12 protein-coding genes are annotated in these 16,759 nt (G+C 70.2%); 5 read left to right on the top strand and 7 right to left on the bottom strand.

What is annotated here, in order from left to right:
- The first annotated feature begins 359 nt into the window (after nucleotides 1-359).
- On the top strand, nucleotides 360-4,202 hold the full coding sequence (locus tag BUB97_RS25450) for a Calx-beta domain-containing protein (protein WP_086061986.1): 3,843 nt from the start codon (nucleotides 360-362) through the stop codon (nucleotides 4,200-4,202).
- 57 nt (nucleotides 4,203-4,259) lie between these two features.
- Here the strand turns inward: BUB97_RS25450 and hemJ are convergent, their stop codons facing one another.
- The 3 genes from hemJ to hemH are packed head-to-tail and all read right to left on the bottom strand — an operon-like array spanning nucleotide 4,260 to nucleotide 6,546.
- The gene (hemJ, locus tag BUB97_RS07675) at nucleotides 4,260-4,712 is read right to left on the bottom strand and encodes a protoporphyrinogen oxidase HemJ (protein ID WP_073133260.1); all 453 of its coding nucleotides are present in this window, start codon (nucleotides 4,710-4,712) and stop codon (nucleotides 4,260-4,262) included.
- On the bottom strand, nucleotides 4,709-5,383 hold the full coding sequence (locus BUB97_RS07680; protein WP_073133262.1) for an HAD family hydrolase: 675 nt from the start codon (nucleotides 5,381-5,383) through the stop codon (nucleotides 4,709-4,711). The genes hemJ and BUB97_RS07680 overlap by 4 nt, the downstream gene beginning before the upstream one ends.
- A complete protein-coding gene (gene hemH, locus BUB97_RS07685) occupies nucleotides 5,383-6,546 on the bottom strand; it encodes a ferrochelatase (RefSeq protein WP_086061987.1) in 1,164 nt (387 codons plus the stop codon). The genes BUB97_RS07680 and hemH overlap by 1 nt, the downstream gene beginning before the upstream one ends.
- Before the next feature lie 217 nt (nucleotides 6,547-6,763).
- Between hemH and BUB97_RS27430 the strand changes: the two genes are divergently transcribed.
- A complete protein-coding gene (locus BUB97_RS27430; protein WP_073133264.1) occupies nucleotides 6,764-7,543 on the top strand; it encodes a lytic transglycosylase domain-containing protein in 780 nt (259 codons plus the stop codon).
- Nucleotides 7,544-7,801: 258 nt separating this feature from the next.
- On the opposite strand, the gene BUB97_RS07695 is transcribed toward BUB97_RS27430, so the two are convergent.
- Complete coding sequence (locus BUB97_RS07695; RefSeq protein ID WP_073133266.1) at nucleotides 7,802-8,257, bottom strand: hypothetical protein; 456 nt, start codon at nucleotides 8,255-8,257, stop codon at nucleotides 7,802-7,804.
- Nucleotides 8,258-8,359: 102 nt separating this feature from the next.
- Nucleotides 8,360-9,559 (bottom strand): multidrug effflux MFS transporter, encoded by a 1,200-nt coding sequence (locus tag BUB97_RS07700; protein WP_073133268.1) that lies wholly within the window; start codon nucleotides 9,557-9,559, stop codon nucleotides 8,360-8,362.
- Nucleotides 9,560-9,762: 203 nt separating this feature from the next.
- On the opposite strand from BUB97_RS07700, the gene BUB97_RS07705 reads away from it, so the two are divergent.
- The 3 genes from BUB97_RS07705 to dnaJ all read left to right on the top strand — a co-directional run bounded on the left by BUB97_RS07705 (nucleotide 9,763) and on the right by dnaJ (nucleotide 13,699).
- Nucleotides 9,763-10,317 carry a nucleotide exchange factor GrpE gene (locus BUB97_RS07705; protein WP_073133270.1) on the top strand — a complete coding sequence of 185 codons (555 nt, stop codon included), beginning with the start codon at nucleotides 9,763-9,765 and terminating at the stop codon, nucleotides 10,315-10,317.
- 169 nt (nucleotides 10,318-10,486) lie between these two features.
- Nucleotides 10,487-12,424, top strand: a complete 1,938-nt coding sequence (gene dnaK / locus BUB97_RS07710; RefSeq protein WP_073133272.1) for a molecular chaperone DnaK — start codon at nucleotides 10,487-10,489, stop codon at nucleotides 12,422-12,424.
- A gap of 126 nt (nucleotides 12,425-12,550) precedes the next feature.
- Complete coding sequence (dnaJ, locus tag BUB97_RS07715; protein WP_073133274.1) at nucleotides 12,551-13,699, top strand: molecular chaperone DnaJ; 1,149 nt, start codon at nucleotides 12,551-12,553, stop codon at nucleotides 13,697-13,699.
- A gap of 259 nt (nucleotides 13,700-13,958) precedes the next feature.
- On the opposite strand, the gene BUB97_RS07720 is transcribed toward dnaJ, so the two are convergent.
- Together BUB97_RS07720 and gshB are read right to left on the bottom strand one after the other, a co-directional pair.
- Nucleotides 13,959-15,773: a CocE/NonD family hydrolase gene (locus BUB97_RS07720; protein WP_073133276.1), complete on the bottom strand. Its 1,815-nt coding sequence runs from the start codon at nucleotides 15,771-15,773 to the stop codon at nucleotides 13,959-13,961.
- 12 nt (nucleotides 15,774-15,785) lie between these two features.
- On the bottom strand, nucleotides 15,786-16,733 hold the full coding sequence (gene gshB / locus BUB97_RS07725) for a glutathione synthase (RefSeq protein ID WP_073133278.1): 948 nt from the start codon (nucleotides 16,731-16,733) through the stop codon (nucleotides 15,786-15,788).
- Between the last annotated feature and the right edge of the window lie 26 nt (nucleotides 16,734-16,759).

Consider the following 16,759-nt stretch of genomic DNA (forward strand, 5'->3'; position numbering starts at 1 on the left):
AACCTGGCCGGGGGCCAGACCCTCCGCCGGGCGGCGGGATTCCGATGGCGATGCACGGGGCGGTGGCAGCCTCCGGAAACCCAGGGCGCTACACCGGCCGGGAGCCTAAGAGGCCGGCCAACCCTGCGTCAAGCCTTCAGGTGGAACAAAAAACCGCAGAATCAAGGCTCCGCTGCCTGAAAGGGATTCCTGGGGCCCAAATCCTTGCTCGAGCAAAGATGAACAGGGCGTCAACGGAAGACCACGTCCGGACACCGCACCATCATCGGGCTGTCATTCAGCTCCCCTAAGCAACCCGCCAGCCGGGCCGCCGCCCGGTCATCGATCGATGGCCCGGACGCCGGGTGACGGGGAGCGCCATGAGCAACACCTACTGGTCGCTGCGGAACCAGGGCAGCCTGACCCAGAACTGGGCCGATACGGGGCTGATCGCCGCCGATGACAACTGGGCCGCCGTGCCCTCCATCGGCGCCTATCGCGGCGACGAGCTGACCGCGGCCACCGGCACCGATCCGCGCAGCGTCACCGCCGATGGCAGCACGGGCCCGGTGGACGTGATCGCCAACCAGACGAGCACGGCGATCAACAACGGCGGCGTCGCCGAGTTCGAGATCGCCGACCCGACCGTGGCGCTCCAGGGCTCGGGCACCGCCGACGCGCCGCATCTGGTCATCCATCTCGACACCACGGGCGTCCAGAACATCCAGCTCTCCTTCACGGCCCGCGATATCGACGGCACGGCGGACAACGCGACCCAGCAAGTGGCGGTGCAGTACCGGCTCGGCGCAAGCGGCAGCTGGACAGACCTGCCCGCCGGCTACATCGCCGATGCGACCACCGGCCCCGGCGAGGCGAACCTGGCCACCAGCATCTCCGTCACCCTGCCACCGGACGCGTCCAACCAGCCGCAGCTCGAGCTGCGGATCATGACCACCAACGCCGTCGGCAACGACGAGTGGGTCGGCATCGACGACATCGCCGTCACCTCCACCCCGCTCGGCGCCACCACCGTCTCCATCTCCGACGCGCAGGTGGTCGAGGGGAATGACGGCACGCAGAGCCTCGTCTTCACCGTCACGCGCAGCGACGAGGACAGCGCCTTCACCGTGGACTTCGCCACTGCCGCCGGCACGGCGACCGAGGGCGCGGACTTCACCGGCGCGGCCGGCACCGTCAGCTTCGGCCAGGGCGACGGCCTGACCCGCACCATCACCGTCCAGGTGTCCGGCGACACGGTGGTGGAGGGCGACGAGACCCTCTCGGTGCTCCTCTCCAACGCCACCGGCGGCATCCAGATCGGCGACGGGACCGCCACCGGCACAATCGCCAATGACGACGTCGAGATCACCCGCATCTTCGACATCCAGGGCGCCGGCCATGTCTCCGAGCGCGTGGGCGAGAAGGTGACGACCGAGGGCGTGGTCACCGGCATCTACCGCAAGGCGAATGGCGAGCGCGGCTTCTTCATCCAGGACCCGGAGGGCGACGGCAACGACGCCACCTCCGACGCCATCCTCGTCTTCACCGGGGGCAGCTATGCCGATGTCGCCGTGGGCGACCTGGTGCGCGTCAGCGCCACCGTCACGGAGTTCACCCGGGCCGGCCAGGCGGCGAACCTCTCCGTCACCGAGCTGACCGGCGCGACAGTCACCCGGACCGGCTCGGTCGCGATCGACCCGGCCACTGGCCTCCCCGCCGGCATCACCCCCGTGGTGATCGGCGATGGCAGCGCCCCCGGCGAGCGCGTGGCCCCGACCGGCGACTTCGGCGACGATCCCGCGGCCGGCAGCTTCGACATCGCCAACCACGCGATCGACTTCTACGAGAGCCTGGAGGGCATGGCCGTCACGCTGGAGGGCTTCCAGGCCACCGCCCCCTCCTCTTCCTTCACCGAGAGCTGGGGCGTCACCAACGGCGCCGCCAACCCCGACCAGACCCCGCATGGCGGCGTGATCGCCAGCGAGGAGACGCCCTTCACCAGCCATGCGCCGGGCGAGACCGGCAGCTACGACTTCAACCCGGAGCGCGTGCAGCTCGAGAACGACCTCGACAACAACAAGGACGGCACGCTCGACTTCGCCTGGACCAACAACGCCGGCGCGCAGTTCGGCGACGCCACCGGCATCCTGCATTACGACCGCGGCGCCTTCGAGGTGCATGTCACCGAGGCCCAGGTCCCGGTGAACACGCTGACCCAGAAGGAGGTCACCACCATCGAGGCCCATGCGGATCGCATCCGCATCGCCAGCTTCAACGTGGAGAACCTCGCCCCCTCCGACGGCACGCCGGAGCTGGACGCAACGCCGGACAAGCTGGACCGCCTCGTCACCGCTATCCGCGACAACCTGAAGCTGCCCGAGATCATCGCCCTGCAGGAGGTGCAGGACAGCACCGGCGCCTCCGACAACGGCGTGGTGGACGCCACCCAGACGCTGCGGGAGCTGATCCAGGCCATCTACAACCAGACCGGCAAGCTCTACGCCGCGATCGACGCGCCGCCCGAGAACAACCAGGATGGCGGCGCGCCGGGTGGCAACATCCGTGTGGCCTATCTCTTCGACCCCGAGGCGGTGCGCGCCGCCGGCACGGCGGAGCTGGACGGCTTCAACAACCTTACCCTCGTCTCCGGCGCCGATGACGCCTCCACCCCCTATCAGGAGCTGATCTACAGCTACCCGACGGAGAACCGCATCGGCGTGGATGCGCCGGAGTTCGACCCCTATGTGGACGCCAACGGCGCCAACCAGGGCGGCACGCGCAAATCCGTGCCCGTGGTGTTCGAGAGCGTGCTGAGCGGCGAGAACTTCCTCGTCGTCAACAACCACTTCAACTCCAAGGGCGGCTCCAACGCCCTCTTCGGCACGGACCAGGATACCCCGGTCACGAACGAGGACATGAACCAGTCCGCCTATCGGCGCGAGGCCCAGGCCGAGGCGGTGCGCGACTATATCGAGGGGATGCTGGGCGCGGTGCCCAAGGTGATCGTCACCGGCGACGTGAACGAGTACCAGTTCTTCCCCGCCACGAAGATCCTCACCGGGGAGCTGGAGATGACCAGCACCTGGCAGGGCGGCGCGGCGGAGAACACCCCGCCCACCCTCATCCCCGGCACCCAGATCCTCTTCCCCACCATCGAGAGCCTGCCGGAGAACGAGCGCTACACCTATGTGTTCGAGGGCAATTCCCAGGTCCTCGACCAGATCCTGCTCTCGGCCGCCGCCAATGCCGGGATGCAATACGACGCCGTGCACATGAATGCCGAGTTCGCCGACCAGATCTCGGACCACGACCCCTCCGTCGTCTCCTTCGTCCTCGCCCGCTCCGCCGCCCTCGCGACGGAGGGGGACGACGTGATCGACGGCCGGGCCTTCGGGCAGCGCTTCGGCGCAGCCGCGAACCTCGCCGGCGATGACATCATCCAGGGCCTCGGCGGCAATGACCGGATCGCGGCCGGCACCGGCAATGACTGGCTGGAGGGCAACCAGGGCAATGACGTCCTGATCGCCGATGCCGGGGACGACACGCTTCTCGGCGGCGAGGGCAACGACCGCCTGCTGGGCAAGGCGGGCAACGACACCATGATCGGCGGCACGGGCGACGACACCTACCTTGTCGACGATGCCGGCGACCTGGTGATCGAGCTGGCCGGGGGCGGCGCGGACCGCGTGGTCGCCAGCATCGACCATGTCCTGGCGGCGGAGGTCGAGAGGCTGCAGCTTTCCGGCAATGCCGTCTCCGGCACCGGCAATGCCCTCGACAACGCCCTGCACGGGACGGATCTGGCCAACCAGCTCTTCGGTGGCGCCGGGAACGACAAGCTCTACGGCCATGCGGGCGACGACCTGCTCGTTGGCGGGCCCGGGCGTGACCTGCTCACCGGCGGCGAGGGCGCGGACCGCTTCCGCATCCAGGGCGCGCCGGACGGCATCAACCGCACCACGATCACCGACTTCGCCGCGGGCGAGGACCGGATCGAGCTGGACAGTGCCATCTACACGGCGCTGACCGGCACCGGCCCGATCGCGGCGGAGGAGTTCGGCCTCGGCCGGGGCGCCTCCACGGCGGAGCAGCACATCCTCTACGATGCGGCGAGCGGGAAGATCTTCTACGATGCCGATGGCGCGGGCGGTGCGGCCGCGGTCACCATCGGCCTCACCCAGCCGAATGCGGGCCTGACCGCCGCCGACATCTGGGTGGTCTGAACAGGAAAGCCGGGGGAGGCCCAGCCTCCCCCGGTTCCCGTCGGAAGAACCAGGCCCTCAGAAGGGCCGCACGATCACCATTACCACGATGAGGATGAGCAGCACGGTCGGGATCTCGTTTGCTGCCCGCCAGTAGCGCTCGCTCTTCGGCCGCTCGTCGCGCTCGAAGCGCTTCCGGGCGGTGGCCAGCTGGCCGTGGAAGGCGCTCATGCCGAGGAAGCCGGCCATCTTGCCGTGCCACCAACCCGCGCTCCAATCCACCACCCCCGGGGTCAGCACCAGGGTGATGCCCAGCAGCCAGGCGGCGCCCATGGCGGGGTTGATGATGGCCCGCAGCAGCCGCCGCTCCATCACCTTGAACATCTCGGAGGTCTCGGAACCCACCGGCACGGTCGAGTGGTACACGTAGAGCCGCGGCAGGTAGAACATCCCCGCCATCCAGGCGAAGACCGCGATCAGGTGCAGCGCCTTGGTCCAGGGATAGAGGTTGGCCAGCCAGTCCACGGTCATGCCGCCACCCCCGCCGGCGCGATGCCGAGCAAGCCGGGAAGCGCGGCATGGGTGGTGAACACCTCCTTCACCCCCGCCTCCAGCAGGTCGATCGCCAGCGTCTCATGCGCGAAGCCCAGCACGCGGCAACCGGCGGCCAGCCCGGCGCGCGCGCCCGTCACGCTGTCCTCGATCACCACGCAATCCCGCGGGTCCGCCCCGCACAGCTTCGCCGCCGCCAGGTAGAGGTCCGGATGCGGCTTCGGGCGCGCCACGTCCTCGAAGCAGAGCAGCCTTCCGCCGAAATGCCGGAAGAAGGGGAAGATGCCGGCCTTGTTCCGCAGCTCGTCGCGCCCGGAATTGGAGGCGACCGCCATGGGCAGCCCCGCCGCCGCCACGGCCTCCACCGCCGCCTCGGCCCCGGGAATGGCATCCAGGATGCCGGAATCGTAGCGGGCGATGATCCGCGCCACGATTTGGCGGGGCCAGTCCGGCGGCAGCTTACGGCCGAGCTGGTGCTCGATGCGCGGCACCATGTCCGGCAGGGCCGTGCCCATGAAGGCCAGCTTCGCGGCCTCGGTGGTCAGCGGCCAGCCGCGCTCGCTCAGGTCCTCAGCGACGGCACCGTTCGCCACCGCCTCGCTGTCCACCAGCACGCCATCGCAGTCGAAGAGAACGGCGGCGGGGCGCATCACGCGGCCACCCGCAGGGGCTGGGCCGCGCCATGCGGGCAGTCCTTGTGGCCCTTCGGGCATTGCCGCCCCCCGGCGAAGGAGCAGAGCTTGCCGCCCGCGGCGTCGCGCGAGCCGCGCGTCTCGGCCCGCACCTTGTTCACCAGCGCCGCCACGGCCTTGATGAAGGCCGGGTCGGAATTCTGGGCGGGCACGCGGAAATAGCCGGGAACGCCCTTCTCATGGGCCAGCTCGCGATACTCCACGTCCAGCTCCACCAGCGTCTCGGAATGCTCGGAGACGAAGGCGATGGGGCAGATCAGCAGCGCCACGCCCTCCGCCCCGGCCTGGGCGATCGCCTCCTCCGCACTCGGCCCCAGCCACTTCTGCGGCGTCACGCGGGACTGGTAGCAGAGCGCGTGGTCCAGGCCCGGCATCGCCAGCGCCTCCACCACGGCCTCCACGCTGCGCTCCACCTGCCACTGATAGGGGTCGCCCTGCTTCACGATGGTCTCGGGCAGGCCGTGGGCGCTGAACAGCAGGCGCAGCGTCACGCCCTCCGGCACCTTCGCCCGCGCCTCCTCATAGGCGCGGCGGACGATGGCGGCGGTCGCCTCCGCGAAGCCCTCATCCGAATGCCAGCAGCAGAGGGTGGTGGTCGGCGCGGCGAAGCCCGCCTTTGCGGCCGCCTCCCGCCAGGCGGTCAGGCTGCTGCCCGTCGTCGTGGTGCTGAACTGGGGGTAGAGCGGCAGCAGCACCACCTCGTCCGGGCCCCAGGCCACCACCTCCCGCAGCGCCTGCTCGGTGAAGGGATGCCAGTAGCGCATGGCGACGAAGCAGCGCGCCTGCACGCCTTCCGCCGAAAGCACCGCCTCCAGCGCCCGCCCCTGCTCCTCCGTCAGCTCCCGTAAAGGCGACTTGCCGCCGAGGATGGCGTAGTTGGCCGAAGCCTCCTTCGTGCGCCGCGCCGCGATGAAGCGGCCCAGCGGCTGGCGGATGAAGCCGGGCAGGCGAAGGATCGCCGGATCGGTGAAGAGATTGGTCAGGAAGGGCCGCACCGCCTCCGGGCTGTCGGGGCCGCCGAGGTTGAACAGCACGACGGCCAGCTTGCGCCGCCCCTCCGGGCCATCCGAGGGGGGCGGCCCGGCCGGGTCGGCAGGCAGGTCGGCGGTGCTGATGCTCATGATCGCGCCAGATGCCACCTCCACCCCCGGGGTCAAGGGGCAAGCGCCCCTCCGCGAAAACATCATGCAGGGGCCAGGGATGCCGCGGGCCCGCCATGGTGGGCGCCAGGCCACACCGCGCCACCCTTCCGCCGCCGTTCTCCCCGCCGCCGCTGCAAGGCGGGGCCCCATGCGGCACAATCCGGCCCGCGCCGAAGACCCAGCCCGGAACCCGCCGATGCCCCAGCGCCCTCATGACCACTCTTCTGGCCGCCTCCCCGCCCTGCTGCTCGCCGCCGCCCTGGCCGGCTGCGCCGGTGGCGGCACCCAGACCGCCTGGGACGGCCGCCGCGGCTATGGCGGCAGCGGCGACTATGGCTACGACCTGAACGCCGCCCGCACCGAAGCCGCCGTCTACCGCTCCCACGCCGCCCGGAGCTACGCGACCCCCGGCCCGCCCTCCGACCCCTGGGGGCCGCATATCGGCGAGGCCTCCGCCCGCTTCGGCGTGCCGGAGGCCTGGATCCGCGCCATCATGCGCCAGGAAAGCGGCGGCCGGCTCTACGACGCCAGCGGCTGGCCCATCACCTCCCCGGTCGGCGCCATGGGGCTGATGCAGGTGATGCCGCGCACCTACGACATCCTCCGGGCCCGCTACGGCCTGGGGGAAGACCCCTACGAGCCCCGCGACAACATCCGCGCCGGCACGGCCTATATCCGTGAGATGCACGACCGCTACGGCGCTCCCGGCTTCGCCGCCGCCTATAATGCGGGGCCGGACCGGGTCGACGGCTTCCTCTCCGGCGCGATGATCCTGCCGGACGAAACCATCCACTACCTCGCCAGCGTCACCCCGCGCCTGGGGCCAGGCGTGGTGGCCGCCGGCCCCTGGGCCGAATACGCGGGCGGGACCTATGGCCGAACGGAGGTCGCCTACTCCACCGACGACCCGTCCCTCCGCGCCTTCGAAGGCGGCGGCCTCGTCACGCCCGAGGCGCCGACGGGGGTTGGGCGGTAGGCTTCTTCTGGGGTGTCGGTCTGTCCCGGGGAGAGGAAGAAGGAATTCTTCCTCTCCCCGGACCCCTCACCATCATCTTTTTCTTCGAGTTTGGAATCATTGGGCTGACGGTGCGCCTCGGGTCATGGACCCGAGGCGACTGCAAGGGCAGAAGCAGCCCCCCGCAACCAGAGACCCCGCCGGTCAACGGTATCCACGGCAGTCAGACGGGGTTCCAAGGGCCTCAGGCCCTTGGCGGGGGGAGGGCGGAGCCCTCCGTCACTGCCAGGTACGCGGCCCGAGGCTCGGTGCCTCGCGGCCGGTGTTCTCCTCATCCCGGCTCCATCGCCCGCCGAGATAGGGCGGCATGTCGTCCCGCGGCGGCGCGGCGTTCCCCTCCGCGCCACTTCCATAGGGGGCGGGCTCCTCCTGGGGCCCGGGGGGGTTCCAGCCCGGCGGCGGATCGCCCGGCCGGGTGTCGTAGAGCGTTCCGGAGGGTGGCGCGTAGCCATAGGGGGCCTGGGCCGGCCGGTCCTCCGGGCGCCAGCCGGGCGGGGGCAGACCCTGCGGATAGGAGGGCGGCTGGTAGGACGGGGGTGGGTAGGGCTGGGGCTGGTAGGGGCCGGGGGGATAGCCATAGGCGCTGCCGGGGTAGTAGGCGCCCGACATGGGGGCCTCGCAGCCGGCGAGCAGCAGCGCCAGGCCGGCGGCGGGAAGCGCAAGGGCTCGGCGCAAGGGGCAACTCCGGGTCTGGCGGGACGTGCTCCCGTTCTAACGGTTCCTCAAGGCGGAATTCAGCCGGGCTGATGGCCTTTTCTGGCCCGGGCCTCGCGAGGTTCAGCCGCCTTCCGCCCTCCGCTTGCCCCGGAGTGCCAGGCGCAGCGCCACCTGGCCCGTCAACGCAGCCCCCACCAGCACCAGCGAGGCCGCCAGCGCCGGGTCCTGCCCCAGCCCGGCCAGCCCCGAGCAGAGCGCCCCCACCGCCATCTGGATGAAGCCATAGATGCCGGAGGCGGAGCCGACGACGCGGGGGTTGAGGCTGATCGACTGCGCCAGCGCTGAAGGCCCGCCGACCCCGACGCATATGGTGAAGACGAACATGCACCCCATGGCTGAGGCCACCGAGAGCCACCCGGCCAGGACCACGGCCAGCAGCGCCACGGTGGCAGCGAGGCTGACCGCCCCCGCCAGCCGCAGCACCCGGTCGATCGCCGCGCGCGCGATCAGCCGGCTCGCCAGCCAGTTCCCGATCGAGATCCCGATGATGAGAAGGGCCAGGTAGATCCCCGCCTCATGCTCCGGCCGCCCCAGTTCCCGGAAGATGAAGGGGGCGGAACCGAAGAAGGCGTAGGAGGCCGTGGTCATGCAGCCACCGCAGACGGCGTAGCCGAGAAAGACCGGGGAGCCGAGCAGCCGCAGATAGTCCCGCACCAGGGTGGGCCCGTCCGGCGGCGCGTCCCGCAGCCCCGTCTCCGGCAGCAGCCGCCAGGTGAAGGCGAGGTTGGCCACACCCAGCAGGCAGAGCAGCACCAGCGCCACCCGCCAGCCGGCCGTGGCGACCACCGCGCTGCCCAGCAGCGGCGCCAGCCCTGGCCCCACCGTCACCATCAGGTTCAACAGCGCCAGCCGCTGCGCCGCCAGCTTCGCCTCCGAGGTGTCGCGCACGATGGCGCGCCCGAGAACCAGCCCCGCACAGCCCCCGAGCGCCTGGAACAGCCGCGCGGCGATCAGCACCTCGGCATTCGGTGCGAGGCAGGCCACCAGCCCGGCCAGGGTGTAGAGGACCAGCCCGCCCACCAGCACCGGCCGCCGCCCGAAGCGGTCCGACAGCGGGCCATAGACCGGCTGGCCGAGCGCCAGTCCCAGCACATAGAGGCTGACGGTCAGCTGCATGGCGCCCGTGGTGGCGCCCAGGTCGATCGCCGCGCCGGGCAGCGCCGGCACGAAGAGATACATGCCCACGGTGCCGCTGAAGGTGATCAGCGCCAGCAGCCAGAGCGGGACGGATGGGCGGGGGGCCTCCGCGCCGGCGCTCACCTCCGCGGACCTCCGCCCCCGGCCCTGGGTACAGGCGGAGCACTCGGCAGGGTCGAAGGGGCTTGCATCGGCCTATGGGAGACCAACCGATGCTGCGGCGCAACACGCCGGCACCCTCCTTCCGGCTTGTCCCGCCGCCTGCCGGACCCTAGGTGAAGCGCCGAGACGAGCCCTCCCGGGCCAGGAAAGACCAGAACCACCCGATGAGCGACACCCCCCACCCGACCCCCGAAGCCGAATCCATGGCCGGCGCGACGGCCAGCCCCGAGGCCCCCGGCACCGAGGCCCAGGGCACGGACCTGACCGCCCAGCTCAACGAGATGCGCGACAAGTGGCTGCGCGCCGAGGCCGAGATGCAGAACCTCCGCAACCGCCACAAGCGCGAGCTGGAGGACGCCCGCAACTACGCCGTGACCAAGTTCGCGCGTGACGTGGCGGACACCGCCGAGAACCTCCGCCGCGGCCTGGACGCCCTGCCCCCGACGCCCGAGGGCGATGAAGGCCCCATCGCCAAGCTGCGCGGCGGCTTCGAGGGCGTGGAGCGCGCGTTCATCGCGATGCTGGAGCGGCATGGGGTGAAGGCCGAGGACCCGGCCGGCAAGCCCTTCAACCCCGAGCTGCACCAGGCGATGGCCGAGCAGCCCGCGCCCGAGGGCGTGGAGCCCGGCACCGTGATCACCGCCTGGACCCCAGCCTGGACCATCAACGGCCGCCTGCTGAAGCCCGCCATGGTGGTGGTCGCCGGAAAGGCTGGTTAACCTGCTTAAATCTGGGGCAGTGGGGTCTTGTCCCGCGCCCTGCCCCTGAATACATCGAGGGCCGACGGGGCGAGCCCCGTCCCCCAACCCCATCCGCGTTGAACAATGGGGCCGCGCACGGTGCCTGACTCTGGGCCGTGCCCCGGCCGCCGCGAAGGAGAGTGAACGGATGAGCAAGGTCATCGGTATCGACCTCGGCACCACCAATTCCTGCGTCGCCATCATGGAAGGCGGCGACACCAAGGTCATCGAGAACGCGGAGGGCGCGCGCACCACCCCCTCCATGGTCGCCTTCGCCAAGAACGGCGAGCGTCTCGTCGGCCAGGCCGCGAAGCGCCAGGCGGTGACCAACCCGACCGACACGCTCTATGCCGTGAAGCGCCTGATCGGCCGCCGCTTCGACGACCCGATGGTGCAGAAGGACGTCTCCCTCGTCCCCTACAAGATCGCGCGCGCCGACAACGGCGACGCCTGGGTCGAGGCCGGCGGCCAGAAGCAGGCCCCGCAGCAGATCAGCGCCTATGTGCTCGGCAAGATGAAGGAGACGGCCGAGGCCTATCTCGGCGAGAAGGTGACGCAGGCCGTCATCACCGTCCCCGCCTACTTCAACGACGCCCAGCGCCAGGCCACCAAGGAGGCCGGCAAGATCGCGGGCCTCGAGGTGCTGCGCATCATCAACGAGCCGACGGCCGCGGCGCTGGCCTATGGCATGGACAAGAAGAACGGCGGCACCATCGCGGTCTATGACCTCGGCGGCGGCACCTTCGACGTCTCCATCCTCGAGATCGGCGACGGCGTGTTCGAGGTGAAGTCCACCAACGGCGACACCTTCCTCGGCGGTGAGGACTTCGACCAGCGCGTGATCGACTACCTGGCCGATGAGTTCAAGAAGGAGAACGGCATCGACCTGCGCGGCGACAAGCTCGCCCTGCAGCGCCTCAAGGAGGCCGCCGAGAAGGCGAAGATCGAGCTGTCCTCGGCCAAGCAGACCGAGATCAACCTGCCCTTCATCACCGCCGACGCGTCCGGCCCGAAGCACCTGGTGCTGCAGCTGTCCCGCGCGAAGCTGGAGAGCCTGGTCGAGGACCTGGTGCAGCGCACGCTGGAGCCCTGCCGCGCCGCGCTGAAGGATGCCGGCCTGACGGCGGGCGAGATCGACGAGGTGATCCTGGTCGGCGGCATGACCCGCATGCCCAAGGTCATCGAGGCGGTGAAGTCCTTCTTCGGCAAGGAGCCGGCCCGTAACGTGAACCCGGACGAGGTGGTCGCCATCGGCGCCGCCATCCAGGGCGCGGTGCTGAAGGGCGAGGTGAAGGACGTCCTGCTGCTCGACGTGACCCCGCTGTCGCTGGGCATCGAGACGCTGGGCGGCGTGTTCACCCGGCTGATCGACCGCAACACCACCATCCCCACCAAGAAGTCCCAGACCTTCTCGACCGCTGACGACAACCAGACGGCCGTGACCATCAAGGTCTTCCAGGGCGAGCGTGAGATGGCGGCGGACAACAAGCTGCTGGGCAACTTCGACCTGCAGGGCATCCCGCCCGCGCCGCGCGGCGTGCCGCAGATCGAGGTGACCTTCGACATCGACGCGAACGGCATCGTCTCGGTCCAGGCGAAGGACAAGGCGACGGGCAAGGAGCAGCAGATCAAGATCCAGGCCCGCTCCGGCCTGTCGGATGCCGATATCGAGCGCATGGTGAAGGACGCGGAGGCGAATGCCGAGGCCGACAAGCGCCGGCGCGAGAGCGTCGAGGCGAAGAACAACCTCGAGGCCCTGGTGCACTCCACCGACAAGGCCCTGAAGGACAACGGCGACAAGCTCGCCGATGCCGACAAGGGCGAGGTCGAGGCCGCTCTCTCCGCCGCGCGCAGCGCGCTGGAGGGCAACGACCTGGACGCCATGAAGACGGCCGGGGAGCGTCTCTCCGCCGCCTCCATGAAGATCGGCGAGGCGCTGTACAAGGCGCAGTCCGAGGCCGCCCAGCCGGGCGCCGAGGCTGACGCCGGCGCGGGGGCCAGCGGCCCGAGCAACGCCAACCCGAACGGGAAGGTGGTGGACGCCGAGTTCGAGGACGTGGACCCCTCGAAGAAGAAGCAGGGCTGATCGCCCTTGCGGTAAGGAGAACGAGGCGCCCGGCATCGCGAGAAGCGGGCCGGGCGCTTTCTCTTTGCGGCACCACCCCCGAATGCAACCCTACAGGGCGCGGACGCGCCCCGCACGGGAACCAAGATGGCCAAGCGTGATTATTACGAGGTGCTGGGCGTCCCCCGCGACGCGAATGAGGACGCGCTGAAGAAGGCGTTCCGCAAGCTCGCCATGCAGCACCACCCCGACCGCAATCCGGGGGACAAGGCGGCCGAGGCGAAGTTCAAGGAATGCAACGAGGCCTATGACGTCCTGAAGGACGCCGAGAAGCGCGCGGCCTATGACCGCTACGGCCATGCCGCCTTCGAGAACGGCGGCGGGGGTGGCGGCGGCAACCCCTTCGGCGGCGGCTTCGGCGGCAGCGGGTTCGAGGACATCTTCGAGCAGATGTTCGGCAACCTCGGCGGCCGGCGCGGCGGGGGCGGTCAGGCCAGCGGCCGCGGCTCCGACCTGCGCACCGAGGTGACGATCACGCTGGAGGAAGCCTTCGCCGGCACGAAGACGACCATTCGCGTCCCCTCCTCCGTCAGCTGCGACAACTGCTCCGGCACCGGCGCGGAAGGCGGCAAGCCGCAGACCGAGACCTGCCCGACCTGCAAGGGCGCGGGCAAAGTGCGCGCGCAGTCCGGCTTCTTCCTGGTGGAGCGCGCCTGCCCCACCTGCGGCGGCGCCGGGCGCAGCATCAAGAACCCCTGCAAGGTCTGCCACGGCGCCGGCCGCGTGCAGAAGGACCGCAACCTCAACGTCACCATCCCCGCAGGCGTCGAGGAAGGCACGCGCATCCGCCTGGCCGGCGAAGGCGAGGCGGGGCTGCGCGGCGCACCGGCCGGCGACCTCTATGTCGATATCGGCATCAAGCCCCACCCGATCTTCCAGCGGGAGGGGAACAACATCTTCATCCGCGTGCCGCTCCGCATGACGCAGGCGGCACTGGGCGGCACGGTGGAGGTGCCGAGCATCGATGGCGGCCGCGCCCGCGTCTCCATCCCCACCGGCACCCAGGCAGGCGACCAGTTCCGCCTGCGCGGCAAGGGCTTCTCCGTGCTCCGCAGCGCAACCCGCGGCGATATGTACGTCCAGGTCTCCGTGGAAACCCCGCAGAACCTGACGGCGAAGCAGCGCGAGCTGCTGGAGCAGTTCGAGGCGGAGGCCGAGGCGAACAGCCGCACCAGCCCGGAAAGCGAGGGCTTCTTCAGCCGTGTGAAGGAGTTCTGGGAAGGGTTGGGGCGGTAAGGGAAGGGAAGGGCTCCGCCCTTCACCCGCCAAGGGCCTGAGGCCCTTGGAACCCCGTCTGACTGCCGTGGATACCCCGGATTGAAGGGGTCTCTGGGTGAAGGGGATTGATCCTGCGCTTGCAGTCGCCTGAGGTCTTAGACCTCAGGCGCACCGTCAGCCCCGTGATTCCAAACTTCCAAAAGAAGATGATGGTGAGGGGTCCGGGGAGAGGAAGAATTCCTTCTTCCTCTCCCCGGGACAGACCGTCAGCCCAGAATCACCCCAGCGGCAGTTCCAAAGCCGAGGCCCGTTCCCCGCCCCGAAGCAGATTCAGCACTGGCGGCCGCCCATGCGGAACCTGCACGCAGTGGTCCGCATCCGCCCCCGCCACCGAGAGCCGGATCCGGCTGCCCGTGGCGAAGCGCCAGGCCACCGGCAGCAGCGGCACGCGGATGCGCACCGCCTCTCCCGGCACCAGCGGCGCCGCGTCCTCCCGGCGGAAGCTGCGGAAGGGCCAGGTGGTGCGATAGGTTTCGGGCGCCGGGCTTTCCTTGCGGTGCAGGGCCCGCAGCAGGCCTTCCGTCACGTAGCGCACCGTCCCATCCGCCTCGACTTCGGAGAGGTAGACGAAGAGTGCCGCGTCCGGCTCGCTGGATTGCAGCCACAGCTCCGCCACGCCATGCCCCGCCAGCTCCTGCGCCGAGGCCAGGGGCGCCGAGGTCCAGGAGAGCATCCCGGCCGACCGCTCCGCCCAGTCGGCGTAATAGGTGGTGCTGTTGATGCCCGCGATGCGCTCGTAGCGCGTGCCGTTGCCGGTGCCCGCCGCGAAATCCGCCCGCGTCTCGTCGCTGCCGGCCTCGCCCGCCTCCATCCCCAGCGCGCCGCCGGCGCCGAGGAACAGCCGCTCCGTCTCCACCACCGGCGGCCAGGCCTGGGCCGAGCGCCATTCCTCCGCATGCAGGGCGAAGTAGTGCACCCGCGCCTCGCCACGCAGCCCGGTGTCCTGCCCCATCAGGTATTCGTCGAAGAAGCGCAGCAGCGCGCCCAGCAGGTCGAAATCCGGCGTCATGCCGCTCCGCCAGGGCGAGACGTTGCAGCGCGCCCCGTGGTCCCAGGGCCCGAGCAGCAGGTGCACCGGGTTCTCGCGCAGGGTCAGGAAGCGCGAGATGGCGCCGTTGGCGTAGCCCGCCCCATCCATCCAGCCTGAGACGGCCATCACCGCCACATCCGGCCGGATGCCCGGGCTCACGGAATAGGGGCTGAAGGAGGCCGAGCTGAAGGAGGGGTCATAGGGCAGCGCCTCCTCGCGGAAGCGGAACTCCCCCATGAAATCCGGCTGCCGGAAGTTGCCGAGATGCTCGTGAATGGCCTGCGCCAGCAGCGCCCCGTCCGGGTCCTCGTCCACCGGATGCGGCCCGCGCAGGTCGGGGTTGGCGTAGTAGACGTAGTTCTTCAGCAGGTCGCGCCGGTCATGGTCCATGGCGACCATCAGCGCGTCATAGCTCCGCGCCAGCTCCTTCAGCAGGATGCCGCCGGGGTAGTAGTTGTCGGCATAGGTGTCCCACACGGCGAAGAGCGGCGCGATCGCCTTCACGGCCGGGTGCCCCGTGCTGGCGAGGAAGTCGGAGGCCGCGCCGGGATAGGAGATGCCCGTCGCCCCCACGCGCCCGTCGGACCAGTCCTGCGCCACGATCCAGTCGGTGATCTCGCGGCTGTCCTCGCGCTCCTTGGGAGAGCGGAAGCTATCGCGCGTGCCGAAGCTGGCGCCCGTGCCGCGCACGTCCACCACCACCACGGCATAGCCCCGCGGCACGAGGTAGCGGATGAACTTGCCCGCGTTCGGAACGGCGTCGGCGTCGCTCCCCTCCGCCACGGCGAAGCGGCGATAGTAGGGCGTGAGGATCAGCACCGCCGGCACGGGCCCCGTGGCCCCCTCCGGCAGCCAGACATCCACCGCGATCCGGCACCCGTCGCGCATGGTCAAGTAGCGCGAGGCCGGCCGGGCCGGCAGCGCGAACTCCACCGCGCGCGATGCGGCGTATTGCGAAGGCGCGACCCGCCAGGCCCCGCCCTTCAGGTCCCCATCCGACACGTCCCGCGCTCCCTACCGCTTCGCCTCGATCGCATCCCAGATCGCCTTTTCCAGATGCACGCCATCGAAGCGCGCCACTTCCTGCAGGCCGGTGGGGGAGGTGACGTTGATCTCCGTGAGGTAGCCGCCGATCACGTCGATCCCGACGAAGATCATGCCGCGCTTGCGCAGCTCCGGCCCGATCGCCGCGCAGATCTCCTTCTCGCGGTCGGTCAGCACGGTCTGCACCGCCTTGCCGCCCACATGCATGTTGGACCGCGCCTCGCCCTCCGCCGGCACGCGGTTGATGGCGCCCAGCGCCTCGCCATCCACGAGGATGATGCGCTTGTCGCCCTGCCGCACGGCGGGGACGTATTTCTGGATCACCAGCGGCTCGCGCGAGCGCTCGGTGAACATCTCGATGAGGGAGTTCATGTTGGGGTCGTCGGGCCGCAGGTGGAACACGCCCGCGCCGCCATTGCCGAACAGCGGCTTGATGATGATGTCCCCGTGCGTCTCGCGGAACCGCGCGATGCGGCGGCGGTCCGCCGTCACCAGCGTCTCCGGCATCAGGTCCGGGAAATGGGTGACGAAGAGCTTCTCCGGCGCGTTCCGCACGCTGGCCGGGTCGTTCACCACCAGCGTCCTGGGGTGGATGTGCTCCAGGATGTGGGTGGCCGTGATGTAGGCCATGTCGAAGGGCGGATCCTGGCGCATCAGCACCACGTCCACGTCCCGGCCCAGATCCAGCTCCACCGGGTCGCCGAAGGTGAAGTGGTCGCCCTTCACGCGGCGCACCTCCACCGGATGCGCCCAGGCCGTCACCCGCCCGGCATCCAGCGCCAGGTCCTTCACATGGTAGTGCCAGAGCGCATGGCCGCGCGCCTGCGCCTCCAGCATGAGGACGAAGGTGCTGTCCCCCTCGATCCCGATGCTCTCCATCGGGTCCATCTGCACCGCCACCCGCAGGGTCTTCGCCATGGCCGTCCATCCGTGATCGCGTTCGG

The organism is Muricoccus roseus, assembly GCF_900141905.1.
GTDB lineage: Bacteria > Pseudomonadota > Alphaproteobacteria > Acetobacterales > Acetobacteraceae > Roseomonas > Roseomonas rosea.